This is a genomic window from Paenibacillus sp. RC334, from assembly GCF_030034735.1.
Taxonomy (GTDB): domain Bacteria; phylum Bacillota; class Bacilli; order Paenibacillales; family Paenibacillaceae; genus Paenibacillus; species Paenibacillus terrae_A.
Genome location: NZ_CP125370.1, coordinates 3,600,414 through 3,617,681, shown reverse-complemented (window position 1 = coordinate 3,617,681; position 17,268 = coordinate 3,600,414). Strand labels below are relative to the sequence as shown.

General features: G+C 49.1%; 14 protein-coding genes, 1 tRNA gene and 1 other annotated feature. Of the genes, 13 read left to right on the top strand and 2 right to left on the bottom strand.

Annotation, left to right across the window (positions count from 1 at the left end; all coding sequences use genetic code 11):
• The first annotated feature begins 84 nt into the window (after window positions 1–84).
• Window positions 85–372 (top strand) — a binding site (T-box leader).
• Window positions 373–448: 76 nt separating this feature from the next.
• Complete coding sequence (ileS, locus tag QMK20_RS16645) at window positions 449–3,538, top strand: isoleucine--tRNA ligase (protein ID WP_283652483.1); 3,090 nt, start codon at window positions 449–451, stop codon at window positions 3,536–3,538.
• A 142-nt stretch (window positions 3,539–3,680) separates the two neighbouring features.
• Window positions 3,681–4,076, top strand: a complete 396-nt coding sequence (locus QMK20_RS16640) for a DUF5665 domain-containing protein (protein WP_404518760.1) — start codon at window positions 3,681–3,683, stop codon at window positions 4,074–4,076.
• Window positions 4,077–4,107: 31 nt separating this feature from the next.
• Here the strand turns inward: QMK20_RS16640 and QMK20_RS16635 are convergent, their stop codons facing one another.
• Window positions 4,108–4,836, bottom strand: coding sequence for a TraR/DksA C4-type zinc finger protein (locus QMK20_RS16635; RefSeq protein ID WP_283652482.1), 729 nt, complete (start codon window positions 4,834–4,836; stop codon window positions 4,108–4,110).
• A 236-nt stretch (window positions 4,837–5,072) separates the two neighbouring features.
• Here QMK20_RS16635 and lspA point away from each other — a divergent pair, with 236 nt between their 5' ends.
• From lspA to QMK20_RS16580, 11 genes are all read left to right on the top strand, one after another.
• Entirely contained in the window at window positions 5,073–5,564 is a 492-nt protein-coding gene (lspA, locus tag QMK20_RS16630) for a signal peptidase II (protein WP_134913499.1), read from the top strand.
• A gap of 1 nt (window position 5,565) precedes the next feature.
• Window positions 5,566–6,537, top strand: coding sequence for an RluA family pseudouridine synthase (locus QMK20_RS16625; RefSeq protein WP_283652481.1), 972 nt, complete (start codon window positions 5,566–5,568; stop codon window positions 6,535–6,537).
• 504 nt (window positions 6,538–7,041) lie between these two features.
• Window positions 7,042–7,608, top strand: coding sequence for a bifunctional pyr operon transcriptional regulator/uracil phosphoribosyltransferase PyrR (gene pyrR / locus QMK20_RS16620; protein WP_283652480.1), 567 nt, complete (start codon window positions 7,042–7,044; stop codon window positions 7,606–7,608).
• Window positions 7,605–8,519 (top strand): aspartate carbamoyltransferase catalytic subunit, encoded by a 915-nt coding sequence (locus QMK20_RS16615; protein WP_025684627.1) that lies wholly within the window; start codon window positions 7,605–7,607, stop codon window positions 8,517–8,519. Before pyrR ends, QMK20_RS16615 begins: the two co-directional genes overlap by 4 nt.
• Window positions 8,520–8,622: 103 nt before the next feature.
• Complete coding sequence (locus QMK20_RS16610; RefSeq protein ID WP_283652479.1) at window positions 8,623–9,945, top strand: dihydroorotase; 1,323 nt, start codon at window positions 8,623–8,625, stop codon at window positions 9,943–9,945.
• 61 nt (window positions 9,946–10,006) lie between these two features.
• Window positions 10,007–11,143 (top strand): carbamoyl phosphate synthase small subunit, encoded by a 1,137-nt coding sequence (locus tag QMK20_RS16605; protein ID WP_283652478.1) that lies wholly within the window; start codon window positions 10,007–10,009, stop codon window positions 11,141–11,143.
• A gap of 1 nt (window position 11,144) precedes the next feature.
• Window positions 11,145–14,363 carry a carbamoyl-phosphate synthase large subunit gene (gene carB, locus QMK20_RS16600; RefSeq protein WP_283652477.1) on the top strand — a complete coding sequence of 1,073 codons (3,219 nt, stop codon included), beginning with the start codon at window positions 11,145–11,147 and terminating at the stop codon, window positions 14,361–14,363.
• 124 nt (window positions 14,364–14,487) lie between these two features.
• Window positions 14,488–15,225, top strand: coding sequence for an orotidine-5'-phosphate decarboxylase (gene pyrF, locus QMK20_RS16595; protein WP_283652476.1), 738 nt, complete (start codon window positions 14,488–14,490; stop codon window positions 15,223–15,225).
• The gene (gene pyrE / locus QMK20_RS16590) at window positions 15,222–15,863 is read left to right on the top strand and encodes an orotate phosphoribosyltransferase (protein WP_044648414.1); all 642 of its coding nucleotides are present in this window, start codon (window positions 15,222–15,224) and stop codon (window positions 15,861–15,863) included. The genes pyrF and pyrE overlap by 4 nt, the downstream gene beginning before the upstream one ends.
• Window positions 15,864–16,002: 139 nt before the next feature.
• The gene (locus tag QMK20_RS16585; protein ID WP_014282411.1) at window positions 16,003–16,167 is read left to right on the top strand and encodes a hypothetical protein; all 165 of its coding nucleotides are present in this window, start codon (window positions 16,003–16,005) and stop codon (window positions 16,165–16,167) included.
• Between the two features lie 130 nt (window positions 16,168–16,297).
• A tRNA-Ile gene (locus tag QMK20_RS16580) sits at window positions 16,298–16,371 on the top strand.
• Between the two features lie 203 nt (window positions 16,372–16,574).
• Here the strand turns inward: QMK20_RS16580 and QMK20_RS16575 are convergent.
• Complete coding sequence (locus QMK20_RS16575) at window positions 16,575–17,186, bottom strand: uridine kinase family protein (RefSeq protein WP_283652475.1); 612 nt, start codon at window positions 17,184–17,186, stop codon at window positions 16,575–16,577.
• Between the last annotated feature and the right edge of the window lie 82 nt (window positions 17,187–17,268).

The window sequence follows — 17,268 nt, the reverse complement described above, 5'->3', positions numbered from 1 at the left end:
TGAATATCACGTTATCCGTTGGGTAATGGGTTGTTATTCAGGGCAGCGAAGCTGCTGATTTAATATCCCGATGAATTTAACATTTGTAATTCGTTGATGGGAATGAGTACGTCATGTTTTTGTCCCTCAGAGAGTTGGCCTTTTTCCGGTGCAAGCCAACGTTCAGAACATGACCGAAGATCCTCCCTGAGAAGTGAGCTGAAGCGCTTGAGTTTTATCCGGCGTGTGTAAGCTATCACCGTGTGCCATACGTTACAATGGCGCCCTGCTGTAGTTGAGTAGGGCTCGGAGAGCCGTGACGGGACCAGTCTTTTTGAAAATGGTCTGTTTACGGAATCAGGGTGGTAACGCGAGCACAGTCTCGTCCCTTTACAGGGACGGGGCTTTTTTGTTGCTTTTTTTCAGAGAATGCTACAGAAACTGATGAACAGAGAGGAAGAATGACATTATGAACAGAGTAGATGTCAAAGAAAAGGCACGGTCCCGCGACCTGCGCATCCTGAGCAAATGGAAGCAGGAGGACACGTTCCGCAAAACGATCACGCATCGTGAGGGTAAGCCAAACTTTGTATTTTATGAAGGTCCGCCAACAGCCAACGGTAAACCGCATATCGGTCACATGCTGGGCCGTGTGATTAAGGATTTTGTTGGCCGTTACCAAACGATGAAGGGGTACCGTGTCGTACGTAAGGCGGGTTGGGATACCCATGGGCTACCAGTAGAATTGGGTGTACAGAAGCAACTGGGCATTTCCCATAAGCCTGAAATTGAGGAATACGGCGTTGAAAAGTTTATCAAAAAATGTAAAGCCAGCGTGTTTGAGTATGAGCAGCAATGGCGTGATCTGACCGAAGCTATCGGTTACTGGACAGACCTAGATAATCCATACATTACGCTGGATAATAACTATATCGAGAGTGTGTGGAACATTCTGGCGACGATTCACGAAAAGGGTCTGCTGTATCGCGGTCATCGCGTAAGTCCGTATTGTCCAGATTGTCAAACAACGTTGAGTTCCCATGAAGTGGCACAGGGCTACAAAGACGTAAAAGACCTGAGTGCCACGGCCAAATTTAAGCTGCATAGCAGTGGTGAATATGTGCTGGCCTGGACGACAACACCTTGGACCTTGCCGAGTCACGTGGCACTTGCCGTCAATCCTGATCTGGAATACGCTCGTGTAAAACAGGAAGACGGTGTATACATCGTTGCCAAAAACCTCGTCGGAGACGTGATTAAAGGCGATCATGAAGTGATTGGCACGTTGTCTGGCTCGGAACTGGTAGGTCAAACGTATACTCCGCCATTTACGTATTTCCAAGTCGAGAAGGGCAATCAGATTCTGGGTGCGAAGTTCGTAACCGACTCCAGCGGTACAGGTATTGTTCATATGGCTCCGGCGTATGGCGAGGATGATTACCGGGTATGCCGTGAAAATGGCGTTGGATTCATCAATGTGGTGGATCTCCAGGGTAACTATGTAGAGGAAATCACTGATTTTGCAGGCCGTTTTGTAAAGGACTGTGATGTGGATATTGTTAAAATGCTGTCGGAAAAAGGCTTGCTGTACAGCAAGGAAAAATACGAGCATAGTTATCCGTTCTGCTGGCGCTGTGATACTCCGCTATTGTACTATGCCATGGATAGCTGGTTTATCAAAACAACCGCCATCAAGGATCAACTGATTGCCAACAATAACGAAGTTGAATGGTATCCGGGTCATATACGCGAAGGACGCTTCGGCAAGTTTTTGGAGGAATTGGTGGACTGGAACATCAGCCGTGATCGCTATTGGGGCACACCGCTGAATATCTGGGTTTGTGAGGAAACCGGAGAGCAGTTCGCTCCGCATAGTATTGCTGAACTACGGGAACGTGCGATTGGTGACGTACCAGCTGACATTGAGCTGCACAAGCCATATGTAGATGAAGTCAAGGTTCGCAGTACATGCGGTAAATACGAAATGACCCGTACACCGGAAGTGATCGACGTATGGTTCGACAGCGGCTCCATGCCTTTTGCCCAACATCATTATCCGTTTGAAAATAATGAAACATTCGAGCAGCAATTCCCGGCAGACATGATCTGTGAAGGTATTGACCAGACTCGTGGCTGGTTCTACAGCTTGCTTGCTGTTTCGACCATGCTTACAGGGAAAGCTCCTTACAAAGCAGTTATGGCGACAGGCCACGTACTGGATGAGCAGGGGCAGAAAATGTCCAAATCCAAGGGAAATGTGATTGATCCATGGGAAGTGATTGACGAGTATGGTACAGATGCTTTCCGTTGGGCTTTGTTGTCCGATAGTGCACCGTGGAATAGCAAACGTTTTTCCAAGGGCATTGTAGGCGAAGCCAAATCGAAGCTGGTAGATACGCTCGTAAATACACACGCTTTCCTGACCTTGTATGCGGATATCGACGGTTTTGAACCGGCGCAGCATCCGTTCAAGCCATCGGCACACAAGCTGGATCGCTGGATTTTGTCCCGTCTCAACAGCTTGATTCTGGTGGTGGACAAAGCACTGGCTGTGAACGATTTCCTGAACTCGTCCAAAGCGATTGAGTCGTTCGTGGATGAACTGAGCAATTGGTATATCCGCCGTTCGCGTGATCGGTTCTGGGGCAATGGCCTTACAGAAGATAAATTGGATGCGTACCGTACACTGACTGAGGTGTTGTTGACCACAGCGAAGCTGCTTGCGCCGTTCACGCCGATGCTGGCTGAGGATATTTACCTGAACCTGAGCAACGGAGAAAGCGTTCATCTGGATGATTATCCAACTGCAAATGAAGCCCTGATTGATCTGGAACTGGAACGTGACATGGAGACGGCTCGCCGCGTAGTAGAACTGGCGCGCAATGTCCGTAACGAAACGGGGCTGAAAACGCGTCAGCCGTTATCCGAATTGATTTTGTCCATGGATCAGGATTTTGATCTGAGTGGTTATGAGGAAATCATCAAGGATGAGATCAATGTGAAAAATATTCATGTTGAAACGGACGATAGCGGCTTTGTAGACTTCACGCTGAAGCTGAATTTGAAGGTAGCGGGCAAGAAATACGGCAAAAATGTCGGCTTCCTGCAAAACTTTTTCAAAGGAATGTCTGCTGAAGATACCCGGTCGGTTGTGGAAAAAGGAGTGCTGAACGTGGCTTCTCCAGAAGGGGAAGAGTTGCAGGTTACAGCCGAGGAATTGCTGGTGGAGAAAAAAGCTAAGAAAGGCTTTGCTTCCGCTTCCGGCTATGGTTTAACCGTAGCATTGAACACGGACATTACGCCTGAGCTGGAGCAAGAGGGCTGGGTACGTGAGGTTGTTCGTGCGGTGCAGGATTACCGTAAGAAGCTGGATCTGCCGATTGAAAAGTATGTGGCACTTACGCTGGATGTAGATAGTGAGCTACGTCAGGCGATTCAAAACTTCGATTCGGTGTTGCGTGAGAACGTATTGGTAACGACAGTGACATTTGGTCAAGCCGAGCCTGTGGAACGCGTAGAAGTGAACGGTAAAACTATCGGCGTGCATATTGGGGAATAATTACAAGACCCCTGTCCCATAATACAATAACAGGCAGCATATAAAAAACGAGCCTAAGCATTGGAAACGGATGGATGATCTCCGTTACATGCTTCGGCTCGTTTGCTGCGTTCAGGGCAGTATGGGAAAAGGGGGATTGTGCATGACCGCACGATCAAGGCGCAGACAGGGCAGAAGCCGCCAAGGCATGAACGGAGGAAGTACAGGGGCTGTAGTCACAAATCTAGGTACAGCAGGTGATCAGGCTGACCAGCTAAGCCGTGTAGAAAAGCTGGTGCGTTCCGTGTCGCAGCAGCTGGAACGCAGCCGCATTGCTGATTATGCCCTGTTGCTCAACAAGCCTTGGCGATTGCTATGGCTAAACTTAATATCAGGTCTGTCTCGGGGGCTCGGTATCGCGCTTGGATTTACTTTTTTCGCGGCGACCATTATCTATGTGTTGCAAGTGTTGGGAGCGCTGAATTTGCCGATCATCGGTGATTATATTGCTGATATTGTACGGATTGTGCAACGACAACTGCAGCTAAACACCTACTAGGTACTTGTTTACCTGTTAGGATTTGGTTTAACTATTCTTCGTGCGTATCCGGATCCAGCAGACCTTCGCCCTCGCCATCATCCAGATAACGCTGATAAATGGAACTGCGGACAACAGATATATTTTTTCCATATATGTCTGTGGCTACAAAGCTTTCGTAAGGCTCTACGAAGCCCATATTATCATCGTTGGCTTCAATTTCCATATCATCGTAGCTATGAATTTCTCCACTTTCGGCCATAGCAGGTGTATTCGATGTACCCCAGCTTTCAACGATTTGCCAGGCGTCCTCGCCGTCAAAGCCGTTTTGATCTTCACGCTCATCCAGACTTGTTCTGCCGAATGCGGGAGCGAGGAATTCCTCCTCCACCGGGCGTCGGTTGGAAACTTCCGTTTCAGGGCTGTATTCTTTGCAGTAAATGGTATAGGGAACAGCTAGCAGACGCTCATAAGGAATTGGTTTGCCGCTGGCTACACAAATGCCATAGGTTCCCTTATCCATTGCCATTAAGGCTGATTCGATACGTTCTAATTGAAATTCGTCGTGCTCCAATAGGGAAATGTCCTTGGCTCGCTCATACGTTTCGGTAGCCAAATCACCTGGATGATTATCAATAGGGGAAAGCTCGCCGGTCTGATCGCGTTGGGAATCGCCGAGTCCATAATGATCGTTGTCCTGCAAACGATGTTCAATCTCCTTTTTACGTTCCAGCAGTTCGTTACGCAATCCCTGCAATTGTTGCTCCGTCAATGGGGACATGGAATCCACTCCTTATTCTAGGTTTAACCTGCGCGTACGTTTTGTCGGTTATGCTCCTTGTAGTTTGCACCGGAAAGACCTCTTTTACATAGGAAATTCTGATCAAATGCGCTGGAGTTGATTTCATTCGTAATCCAGGCCCAATAGCTTGGGGATTCGTGGACGATCTGAGAAGGCTTATGCTACAATAAATGGGTTCGACAACGGATATAAGCAGATCGGAGTGACGAAGGACTGTGATTTATTTTGGTATTGCGCTAATTATTTTTTTGATTGATCAGGGAGTCAAATATTTGGTGGCTACGCGCATGGAATTGTACGAGCAGATACCAGTCATCGGCAATTTCTTTCTAATCACGTCCCATCGTAACCGGGGAGCCGCTTTTGGGATTTTGGAAGGCCAGCGTTGGCTGTTTATCGTGATTACGATTGTGGTGGTGATCGGTATCATATGGTACTTGCGGAAAACGGTAAAGGCCGGGCAGAAATTGCTTCCAGTTGCATTAAGTTTGGTACTTGGAGGCGCGGTCGGTAACTTTTTGGATCGGGCTATTTCAGGGGAAGTGGTTGATTTTGCTCAATTCAATTTTGGAAGCTATACGTTTCCGATTTTTAATGTGGCAGATTCGGCGATTGTCATTGGTGTAGCACTGATTATTTTGGATACATTATTGGAATCGCGTCGGAACAAAGGTAATGGCAGTGATAGCATTGAAGGGAAGTCATAGCATGAAAGAAGTAAACGAAAACGGCGAAGCCACAGGTTTGTCTTATGAGGACGAACTGGAGGGTGAATTTCTGGAATGGACAGCGGAATCCGGGGATGCCAAAACACGTATAGACAAATATATCGCCGAAGAAATGAGGGATGTGTCCCGTTCCCAGATTCAATTGTGGATCGGGAACAGTCGGGTGCTGGTGAACGGGACAGCGATCAAGGCGAATTACAAGCTGGCTGAAGGTGATCGAATTTCATTATCCGTACCTGAGCCGGAGAGTGTAGATATTGTACCGGAAAATATTCCGCTGGATGTTGTTTACGAGGATTCGGACGTCATTGTCATTAACAAGCAACGTGGTCTGGTTGTACATCCTGCACCGGGACACTCTTCGGGAACACTGGTCAACGCACTCATGTACCACTGTCATGATCTTTCCGGCATTAACGGAGAATTGCGTCCAGGTATCGTCCATCGTATTGATAAGGATACATCAGGACTGCTGATGGCGGCCAAAAATGATCAGGCTCACGCCTCGCTCGCAGCGCAGCTCAAGGACCACAGCGTCACTCGTAAATATATAGCGCTGGTTCACGGCCATCTAAGTCATGATCAGGGAACGGTAGATGCTCCCATCGGGCGTGATTCGGGGGATCGCAAATTGTTCACGGTGACAGAGCGTAACAGCAAGCATGCAGTTACCCATTTTCTCGTGATTGAGCGTTTGGGGGATTATACCTTGCTGGAACTTCAACTGGAAACAGGGCGCACGCATCAAATCCGTGTGCATATGAAATTTATTGGGCACCCGTTGGTCGGTGATCCGATGTATGGACGTAGCAAAGGAGTCCGTATGGACGGTCAGGCACTGCATGCCGCGGTATTGGGCTTTAAGCATCCCACCACTGGAGAGTACATGGAGTTCAGCAGACCGATTCCTCCCGATATGGAAGATGTACTGGCATCCTTACGCAGTCGGTAAACAATGATAAATTGCATTTGATATTCACAAACCTGAATAATGATTAAGCATAACCGCCTGATTGGCGGTTATTTTTGTTATTGAGCATGGTATATGTAAAAACAACTATGGATAATTATACATTAAAGTTGTATAATTATTTAAGTGCTTCCGGTGGCTCCGGTTGAACAGGTGTTGACACGTGATTTTCAATCTGTCATACTTCTTGTAGTTGCGATGAACTTTGTCCAAAAGATGGATTGCCATCTTGTACTATGAGAAGCCGGATAAAGGAAATCCTGAATAGCACCTTTAAATCAGTCCCGTGAGGCTGGCAAGGTAACGTGAATGGATCACTGATCAGTGCATCCGCTGCGGCGGCATGTCTTCAGTGTATCCGAGAGATCGGAGAACGGTGGAAGACTGTTCATACGAGACTCCTTGCCAAACTTGGGCAAGGAGTCTTTTTTGTATCCGAACACGGGACCAGGTCTGAAGGGAACATAACCTGAGGAGGCTGGAAGCATGAGTCATGAAACACATGTACTGATGGATGAAATTGCGATTCGCCGGGCTTTGACACGGATTGCACATGAAATTTTGGAAAAAAACAAAGGCATTGACAATTGTGTGCTGGTAGGGATTCGAACGCGAGGGGTTCATCTGGCGCAGCGTCTCGCTGCAAAAATCGCTGAAATTGAGGGCGCTCCGATTCCATGGGGGGAGCTGGATGTCACAGCTTACCGTGATGACCGGGGGAACAATGCCGAAGCCAAGGGAAATGGAAAAGAGCTTTTGATGAATCCCGCTGACGTATCGGTTCATGATAAGAAAGTCATTCTCTTCGACGATGTGCTGTACACAGGCCGTACCATTCGCGCGGCGATGGACGCATTGATGCACTGCGGACGACCGCAAATGATCCAGCTGGCGGTGCTGGCAGATCGCGGACACCGTGAGCTTCCGATTCGTCCAGATTACATCGGCAAGAACATCCCGACCTCCAAATCCGAGGAAATCGTAGTTGCGCTTCAGGAGACGGACGGTAAGGACGAAGTGACGATCAATCAGAACCGGGGGGAACAGGCATGATTACAACAACCAGTCAACTTAGAGAACGTAGCCTGCTCGGATTAAAAGAACTTAGCCGAAATGAAATCGAGTCCATTCTGGATCGTGCTCATTATTGGGAATCACAGCCGGAAAAGCTGGTTCCAGTGCTACAATCACGCTTTGCGGCTAACATGTTTTTTGAAAACAGCACCCGCACCCGCTTTTCTTTTGAAATGGCGGAAAAACGCTTAGGCGCTCAGGTTTTGAACTTTTCCGCTGCGGCCTCCAGTGTAGAAAAAGGGGAATCCATCTACGACACGGTACGCACGCTTGAATCCATGGGAATCGACGCAGGAGTCATTCGGCTTAAGCCGGCCGGAGTGCTGCAAGAGCTTGCTGAGAAGGTCAGTGTTCCACTGGTGAACGCCGGTGATGGCAACAACGAGCATCCTACGCAGGCGTTGCTGGACCTATACACGATGCGCAAAACTTTCGGCGAGCTAAAAGGCTTGCGGGTATCCATCATTGGAGACATTCTGCACAGCCGTGTGGCTCGCTCGAATCTGTGGGCCTTGCAAAAATTTGGAGCTCAGGTTAGCTTCTGCGCGCCGGACAATATGCAGGCATCTGATCTTGCGGCGCACGCTCCATATGTACCTATGCAAGAGGCATTGCAGGCAGACGTGGTTATGATGCTTCGGGTACAGCTGGAACGGCACGCCGAAGGAATGCTGCGCTCAGCGGATGAGTATCGCGAGCAGTACGGCTTGACAGAGCAAAGAGCAGCTAATCTTAAACCCGGAACGATCATTATGCATCCGGCTCCAGTGAACCGGAATGTGGAAATCGACAGTGCAGTCGTGGAAAGCGAGCAATCACGGATTTTCCCGCAGATGGCAAACGGGGTTCCAATCCGCATGGCGGTTATGGAACGGGCAATGAAGCTGTAGAAACTGTCAGCAGGATCACGGAATTAGCATTGGTAACGGTTAAAGCAAAGCATAACAAGCAGCGGCTAAAGTTGCAGAAAACCTGAGCGGAGGAACTTTTTACATGAACCAATTAATTATGAACGCAAGCGTATTGAACGAGCAGGGCGAAGCTGAACTGAAATCTATTCTGATCGCGGACGGAAAAATCCTAGCAATCGTAAATGCGGACGCTGGAGTTAGTCTACTCGTGGAAGAAGGGACATCCGAGCAGGAGAGCCAAGTCGAAAAAATCGATGCCCAAGGCAAGCTGGTAATTCCCGGTTTGATCGACATGCATGTGCATCTGAGAGAACCTGGCTTTGAATATAAAGAAACGATTGAAACGGGCAGCCGTGCGGCGGTGAAAGGTGGATTTACGACGATTGCCTGCATGCCGAACACACGCCCGGTGACAGACAATGCGGATACGGTTCAGCTGGTACTGAAAAAGGGGCAGGACACCGGGCTTGCCAAGGTACTTCCTTACGCAGCCATTACGAAAAACGAGCTGGGACGGGAGCTGACGGACTTTGAAGCGCTCAAAGCAGCAGGCGCAATTGGTTTTACTGACGACGGTGTCGGAGTGCAAAGCGCGCAAATGATGAAGGACGCCATGGCGCGGGCCAAAGCGCTGGATATGCCGGTTATTGCTCACTGCGAAGATAACACGCTTGTTGAAGGAGCAGCGGTGACAGACGGCGAATTTGCCAAGCGTCACGGACTTAAAGGCATTCCGAACGAATCCGAAGCGATTCACGTCGGACGGGACATTTTACTATCCGAGGCAACCGGGGCACACTATCATGTATGCCATGTTAGCACGGAGCAGTCAGTGCGGTTGATCCGCCACGCGAAATCTTTTGGCATCAAGGTAACGGCTGAGGTATGTCCCCACCATTTGGTATTGTCGGATGAAGACATTCCGGGGCTGGACGCGAATTGGAAAATGAATCCTCCGCTGCGCTCCCCGCGTGATGTGCAGGCCTGCATCGAGGGACTGGAGGACGGGACGATCGACATCATCGTAACCGACCATGCGGCACACAGCGAAGAAGAGAAGGCAAAAGGATTGGAACTGGCGCCTTTTGGTATTGTTGGCTTCGAAACGGCTTTTCCGCTGCTGTACACGAAATTTGTAGCTACTGGACAATGGACGCTCGACTTTCTGGTACGGCGCATGACTGCTGACCCGGCACGTGTCTTCCGCCTCGACACAGGGCGTCTAGAAGAAGGAGCACCCGCTGACCTGACCATGATTGATCTGGAGCAGGAGCAGGCGGTTGATCCGCAAACATTTGCCAGCAAAGGACGCAACACTCCTTTTACAGGCTGGAAACTTAAAGGCTGGCCTGTGAAAACTTGGGTAGACGGCAGACTGGTATGGTCTGCTGACGAAGTGAAATAAATATAAACCACTAAAAAAATAGAACCTTATAGCAGGAAATCATACAGAGGAGTGAGACGGGATGCAGGCAAGATTGTTGCTTCAGGACGGCACGCTGTTTACAGGCACAGCATTTGGTGCGGACGGTGAAAAAACAGGCGAGGTCGTTTTCAACACAGGGATTACAGGCTACCAAGAGGTGCTGACCGATCCCTCTTATTGCGGACAAATCGTAACGATGACTTACCCGCTGATTGGCAATTACGGAATTACTCGGGATGACTTTGAATCGGTACGGCCTTATGTGCATGGCTTTGCTGTTCGACGTTACGAGCCGGTGCCAAGTAACTGGCGTGCCCAATACAGCGTGGACGATTTGCTGAAGGAATATGGCATCATTGGCATTAGCGACATCGATACCCGCATGCTTACCCGGATTATTCGCCATCACGGCACGATGAAGGGCATTTTGACGACGGGCACTCAGCCTGTGGAAGAACTGAAAGAAATGATGGCTGACCTGACGATTGAAGAACTGCGTAATCAGGTTCCATTGACCTCAACGCCTCATCCGTATAGCAGCCCTGGCAACGGGGAGCGAATCGTACTGATTGACTATGGCGCTAAGAGCGGTATCTTGCGTGAACTGAATAAAAGGGATTGCGACGTAGTAGTGGTTCCGCATGATACAACGGCAGAGGAAATTCGCCGCTTGGACCCGGACGGAATTCAGTTGTCCAATGGCCCTGGAGATCCCAAAGACGTACCGCATGCCGTACGCACGGTGGCTGAACTGCTAGGGGAATATCCGATCTTCGGAATTTGCTTGGGACACCAGCTGTTTGCCTTAGCTTCGGGAGCGGATACGGAGAAACTGAAATTCGGTCATCGTGGCGGTAACCATCCTGTGAAGGAACTGGAGAGCGGACGCTGCTTCATCACTTCACAAAATCACGGCTACACCGTGAATGAGGGTTCGATCAAAGGAACCGAGCTTGAAGTGACGCATATTAATAACAACGATAAAACGATTGAAGGTCTTAAGCATACCAAGTATCCCGCGTTTTCGGTGCAATATCATCCGGAGGCTGCGCCTGGACCTTACGATAACGGCTACTTGTTTGACCGCTTTCTGGACATGATCCGTGAGCACAAAAGAAATCATCCAAAGCAACCGCGTCAGGCTGCTATCGCCGCCGCAGTGAGAGGAGAGCGCTAATATGCCGAAAAATACAGAACTTAAAAAAATACTCGTAATTGGTTCCGGTCCTATCGTGATTGGTCAGGCTGCGGAATTCGACTACGCTGGTACACAAGCCTGTCAAGCGCTCAAAGAAGAAGGCGTCGAGGTAGTGCTGATCAACAGTAACCCGGCAACCATCATGACAGACACGAACATGGCGGACAAAGTATACATCGAGCCGATTACACTTGATTTTGTAACACAAATTATCCGTCAAGAGCGTCCGGATGGCCTGCTTCCTACACTGGGAGGACAAACAGGACTGAATATGGCGGTGGAGCTGGCTCGTGCCGGAGTGCTGGAGCGTGAAAACGTCAAGCTGCTGGGAACACAGCTGACTTCGATTGAAAAAGCCGAAGACCGTGACTTGTTCCGCGATTTGATGCGTGAGCTGGAACAGCCTGTACCTCAGAGCGTCATTGTTACAACGTTAGAGGAATCGCTGGATTTTGCTAACGAAATCGGTTATCCGATTATTGTTCGCCCGGCTTATACGCTGGGTGGAACAGGCGGCGGGATCTGTGTGAACGAAGAAGAACTGCGTGAGACGGTAAGCTCTGGCTTGCGTTACAGTCCAATTGGACAATGTTTGGTGGAAAAGAGCATCGCAGGCATGAAGGAAGTCGAGTATGAAGTCATGCGTGACGGCAATGATAACTGTATCGTTGTCTGCAACATGGAAAACTTTGATCCGGTCGGCGTACATACTGGCGACAGTATCGTTGTAGCGCCGAGTCAGACGCTGTCAGATCGAGAGTACCAGATGCTGCGCTCCGCTTCCCTGAAAATTATCCGCGCTCTCAATATTGAAGGCGGATGTAATGTGCAGTTTGCGCTTGATCCACACAGCTATCAATACTATGTCATTGAAGTAAATCCGCGGGTGAGTCGTTCCTCAGCGCTGGCATCCAAGGCGACTGGATATCCAATTGCCAAAATGGCTGCCAAAATCGCGCTGGGCTACACGCTGGATGAAATCGTGAACCCGGTAACGGGACAAACGTATGCTTGCTTTGAGCCGACACTGGATTACATCGTGAGCAAAATACCGCGCTGGCCGTTCGATAAATTCATTTCTGCCAATCGCAAGCTGGGCACGCAAATGAAAGCAACTGGCGAAGTGATGGCTATCGGTCGCACGTTCGAAGAGTCCATCCACAAAGCGGTACGGTCGCTGGAAATCGGTGTACACCGTCTGCATCTTAAGGGAGCCGATCAACTGTCGGATGAGGTGCTCACGGAGCGCCTGATTAAAGCAGATGATGAGCGCTTGTTCCTGGTAGCTGAGGCATTCCGTCGTGGCTGGGAGCAGCAGGAAATTCAGGATTTAACGAAAATTGACTGGTGGTTCCTTGACAAGGTAGAGGGCATCGTCAAGTTCGAAGCTAAAATGGCTGAAGAGTCTGAACTGACCTACGAAACACTCTATCAGGCCAAACGTAATGGCTTTACGGACCGCTCCATCGCCGAGGTTCGCAGTCTGGGCCAACCGGGTGGCAGCATGACAACCGAGCGCGAGGTACGTGAGTTCCGTCTGAGTCACAACCTGCGCCCGGTCTATAAAATGGTAGATACATGCGCAGCCGAGTTTGAAGCTACAACGCCGTACTACTACTCCTCTTATGAGGTGGAAAACGAAGTGATTCCATCCAATAAAGAGAAAGTCATCGTGCTCGGCTCCGGGCCGATTCGGATCGGGCAAGGGATTGAATTTGATTACTCCACTGTACATGCGGTATGGGCCATTCAAAAAGCGGGCTACGAAGCAGTAATTATCAATAACAACCCAGAAACGGTATCTACGGATTTTAACACATCCGACCGTCTCTACTTTGAGCCGCTTTTCTTCGAGGATGTTATGAATGTCATCGAGCAGGAAAAACCGATTGGCGTTATCGTCCAGTTCGGCGGTCAAACGGCCATTAATCTCGCTGCTCCGCTTAGTGCGGCAGGCGTGAACATTTTGGGTACGAGTCTGGAAAGTATCGACGAAGCGGAAGATCGGAAAAAGTTTGAGCGGTTGCTATCACGTCTGGCTATTGCACAGCCTAAAGGCAACACGGTCATCTCGGTAGATGAAGCGGTAGGAACTGCGCAGGCGCTGGGCTACCCGGTGCTGGTGCGTCCATCCTACGTCCTCGGCGGACGTGCGATGGAGATTGTATACTCCGATGCGGAATTGCTGCGCTACATGGAAGAAGCCGTTAAAATCAACCCTGAACACCCGGTGCTGATCGATCGTTACATGCTGGGCAAAGAAGTTGAGGTTGACGCCATCTGTGACGGCGATACGGTACTGGTGCCGGGCATTATGGAGCATGTGGAACGGGCTGGGGTTCACTCAGGTGACTCTATCGCGGTGTATCCGCCGCAGCACTTGTCCGACGAGTTGAAGCAAAAAATCGTGGAAATCACGATCAGCATCGCCAAGGAATTGAAAACGATTGGTCTGGTAAACATCCAGTTCGTCATTCATCAAGATGAGGTGTATGTGATCGAGGTCAACCCGCGTTCCTCGCGGACGGTTCCTTTCCTGAGCAAAGTCACGAATATCCCGATGGCGAATCTGGCAACACAGGCCATTTTGGGCGGCAAGCTCAAGGATGCGGGCTATACAGAAGGGCTATGGCCTGAAAGTAATTATGTCTCGGTCAAGGTTCCGGTATTCTCTTTTGCCAAGCTGCGCCGTGTAGAGCCGACACTGGGGCCGGAAATGAAATCGACGGGTGAAGTGATGGGACGCGACATTCAGTACGCCAAAGCGCTGTACAAAGGACTCGTGGGTGCTGGTATGAAAATCCCATCTACCGGAGCGATCATCATCACGGTGGCGGATAAGGACAAAGAAGAAGCAGTCGAGCTGATGCAGGGCTTTTACAGACTGGGCTACAAAATTATTGCAACAGGTGGAACGGCAGCTGCGCTGGAGCAGGCTAACATTCCAGTGAAGACGATCAACAAGCTGAGCGAGGGTACCCCGAACATCCTGGATATGATCCGCACGGGTGAAGCCAACTTCGTCTTTAATACGCTGACCAAGGGGAAAACGCCAGAGCGTGATGGATTCCGTATCCGCCGTGAAGCGGTTGAGAACGGCATCGTCTGCATGACCTCGCTGGATACCGTACGCGCTTTGCTGAGAATGCTGGAGACGATTAACTTTACATCCGAATCCATGCCGGTTTTGAGCCACTAACGCGATACGAATAGAAGATGAGAAATAAGTAGTACAGGAAAGGACATTCATCAGCTTCGGCTGACGGATGTCCTTTATCACGGGCAAATATACCCGAATTGACGTGAAAAGGGGATGCAGGACGATGAACGAAGCATTTCAGCAGATGGCAGGACGGCTGATGGTCGCGTTAGATTATCCGGATGCGCAGCAGGCGGAGCGGCTCATTCAACAGCTGGAGGGTATTCCCTGTTATATAAAAGTAGGCATGCAGCTGTTTTATAGCGCAGGGCCAGCTTTTGTAGAGCAGCTAAAGTCGAGAGGATACTCCGTATTTCTGGATTTGAAAATGCATGATATCCCCAACACCGTACGGGGAGGTGCGGAGAGCATCACCCGCCTGGGTGTGGATATGTTCAACGTACATGCTGCCGGAGGGCGAAATATGATGGCAGCCGCCAAGGCTGGGGCCGAAGCCGCTGTTTTGGCAGACAGTTCACTTGCTATGCCGCTCATTATAGCAGTTACACAGTTGACCAGTATGGACCAGACAACCATGAATAAGGAGATAGGCATTCCCGGTACAGTACAGGATGTGGTCGTTCGATACGCACAACTGACCCGTGAGGCAGGATTGGACGGAGTAGTGGCATCCCCGTTGGAAGTGCCTGCGATCCGCGCTGTATGCGGGGCGGACTTCAAGACGATTACCCCTGGCATACGTCCGGCAGGCAGCGCTACAGGCGACCAGTCACGTGTAGTGACACCTGGGCAAGCCATCGCCCAAGGTAGCAGCTACATCGTCGTTGGACGCCCCATTACGGCTGCATTAGACCCGCGTGCCGCAGCGGAACACATTATTGAGGAGATGAACCAAGTATGACTACATTAAATAATATCCCCGAGCAAATTGCATCCCATCTGTTACGAATTCAGGCGGTAGCGCTGCGTCCGCAGCAGCCTTTTACATGGACATCCGGCATTAAATCACCTATCTACTGTGACAATCGCCTGACTATGTCCTATCCGGAGGTGCGCGAGCTGATCGCTGATTCGTTCGCTGCTGTGATCCGTGAGCAATACCCTGAAACCGAAGTCATAGCAGGCACGGCTACAGCGGGGATTCCTCATGCTGCCTGGGTGGCGCAAAAGCTTAATCTGCCGATGGCGTATGTAAGGGACAAAGCCAAAGGACACGGCAAAGAGAACCAGATCGAAGGTCGGATTAGTGAGGGACAAAAGGTTATTGTTATCGAGGATCTCATCTCTACTGGTGGCAGCTCCATCAAAGCAGCGCAGGCCGTAGAGCAAGCAGGCGCCCAGCCGTTAGCTGTACTCGCTATTTTCAGCTACCAGCTTGATAAAGCGACTCAAGCCTTTGCAGAAGCAGGTGTGAAGCTGCAAAGCTTGTCCAATTACACGGCCCTGATGGACGTTGCCTTGCGTGAGGGAACGATTCAGGAGGAAGAACTGGAGCTGCTGCGTTCGTGGCGTCAGGACCCGGCCTCCTTTGGCAAATAAGGCTTAGCATATAAAGTGTAACGGGGCCATTTATTAAAGCGACTCATACTCGTTGCAGATTGTTATGATGCAGGCCGTGTAATTCGAATTCGATCCGGTTACACTAACTTCTACCATCATGTGAAAAGAGGGAGTTCGGATGTATTGGATTTACTACGGCAGACTGTACACGACCAAATTTCAGGCAGGTTGTCTGGCAAAAAGGCTGGAGCACGACGGCTGGATGTACGGCTACAACGATCCTCGCGCAGTGGAGGTGTACCGCTCGCGTAAAGGACGTTACGGAGTTCGATTTATTCCTTAGTTTTTTATGAAAAATGAATCCGAAAAAAATATTTTTTTGAGAAACTATTGACGAAACACAAGAAAATGTTGTATATTAATTAACGCCGCTGTTTTATGTAAATGTAGCGTGAATATACATATTTTTTTGAGGGCCCTTAGCTCAGTTGGTTAGAGCGGTCGGCTCATAACCGATTGGTCGGGGGTTCGAGTCCCTCAGGGCCCATTTCCTCAAAAACCCTTGCGTAGCAAGGGTTTTTTTGTTGTTTTATATCTTCTTTCGCTGAGCAGATAGGACACTATCTATAAGCTCATTTATAATGACGTAAATTCTTCGCCTTAAAACTTAGCCTGTGATGATCGTTAAACTAAGAAACAAGAGAACCTTTATGTATGGAGGTGCCCTGTTTCATTCTTTGAATAAGAAATTTATAAAGCTCCACTAATAACGAGGTCTGCTCTTTTAAAGGGTTTATGAGCTTCTACATAAATGTCTTCTGAAATCATCCAATTATCTTCCCACATCCCACGAGCACACTCTCCGTCTCTTTCAAGACCTCTTGAAAGCCTAATTTCTCGTGGACAATCAACCCAAATTTTGAAGTCATATTTATCCTCCAGTTCCTTTCGAATGGAATATACTCCTTCGATTATGACAATGCCACCAGCAGGAACAGTATGCCATTCCGCTAGCTTATCCGTCTCCCAATCATACCGTTGATAATGCCCATCCTTTTCATTTCTTATTGGCTCCAGTACCTGATTTAAAAGACGTCTCCAATCATAATCAGCACCGATAGGTTTTTTTGAGGGATGTGTATTTAAAATGTTAGAGGAGGAGAGATAAAAATTATCCTTGTGAACAATAGTTGAGTTAGTTAGTTCTTCTTTTAACTTGTATGCGAATGTACTTTTACCAGAACCACCACAACCATCTATCCCAATCAGCAAAGTAGATTGCTTTTTAGATTTTTCGTTTATAGCATTTACGAAGTTTTGAAAAGAGTTGAAATGCCCCTCTATTATTTTAAAATCGCTCATAAATGATCATCCTTTCCATTCAACAATCCTGCCCTTTAATGAAATATCCAATATCTATTATTTAGTAAATTATGATAAGCTA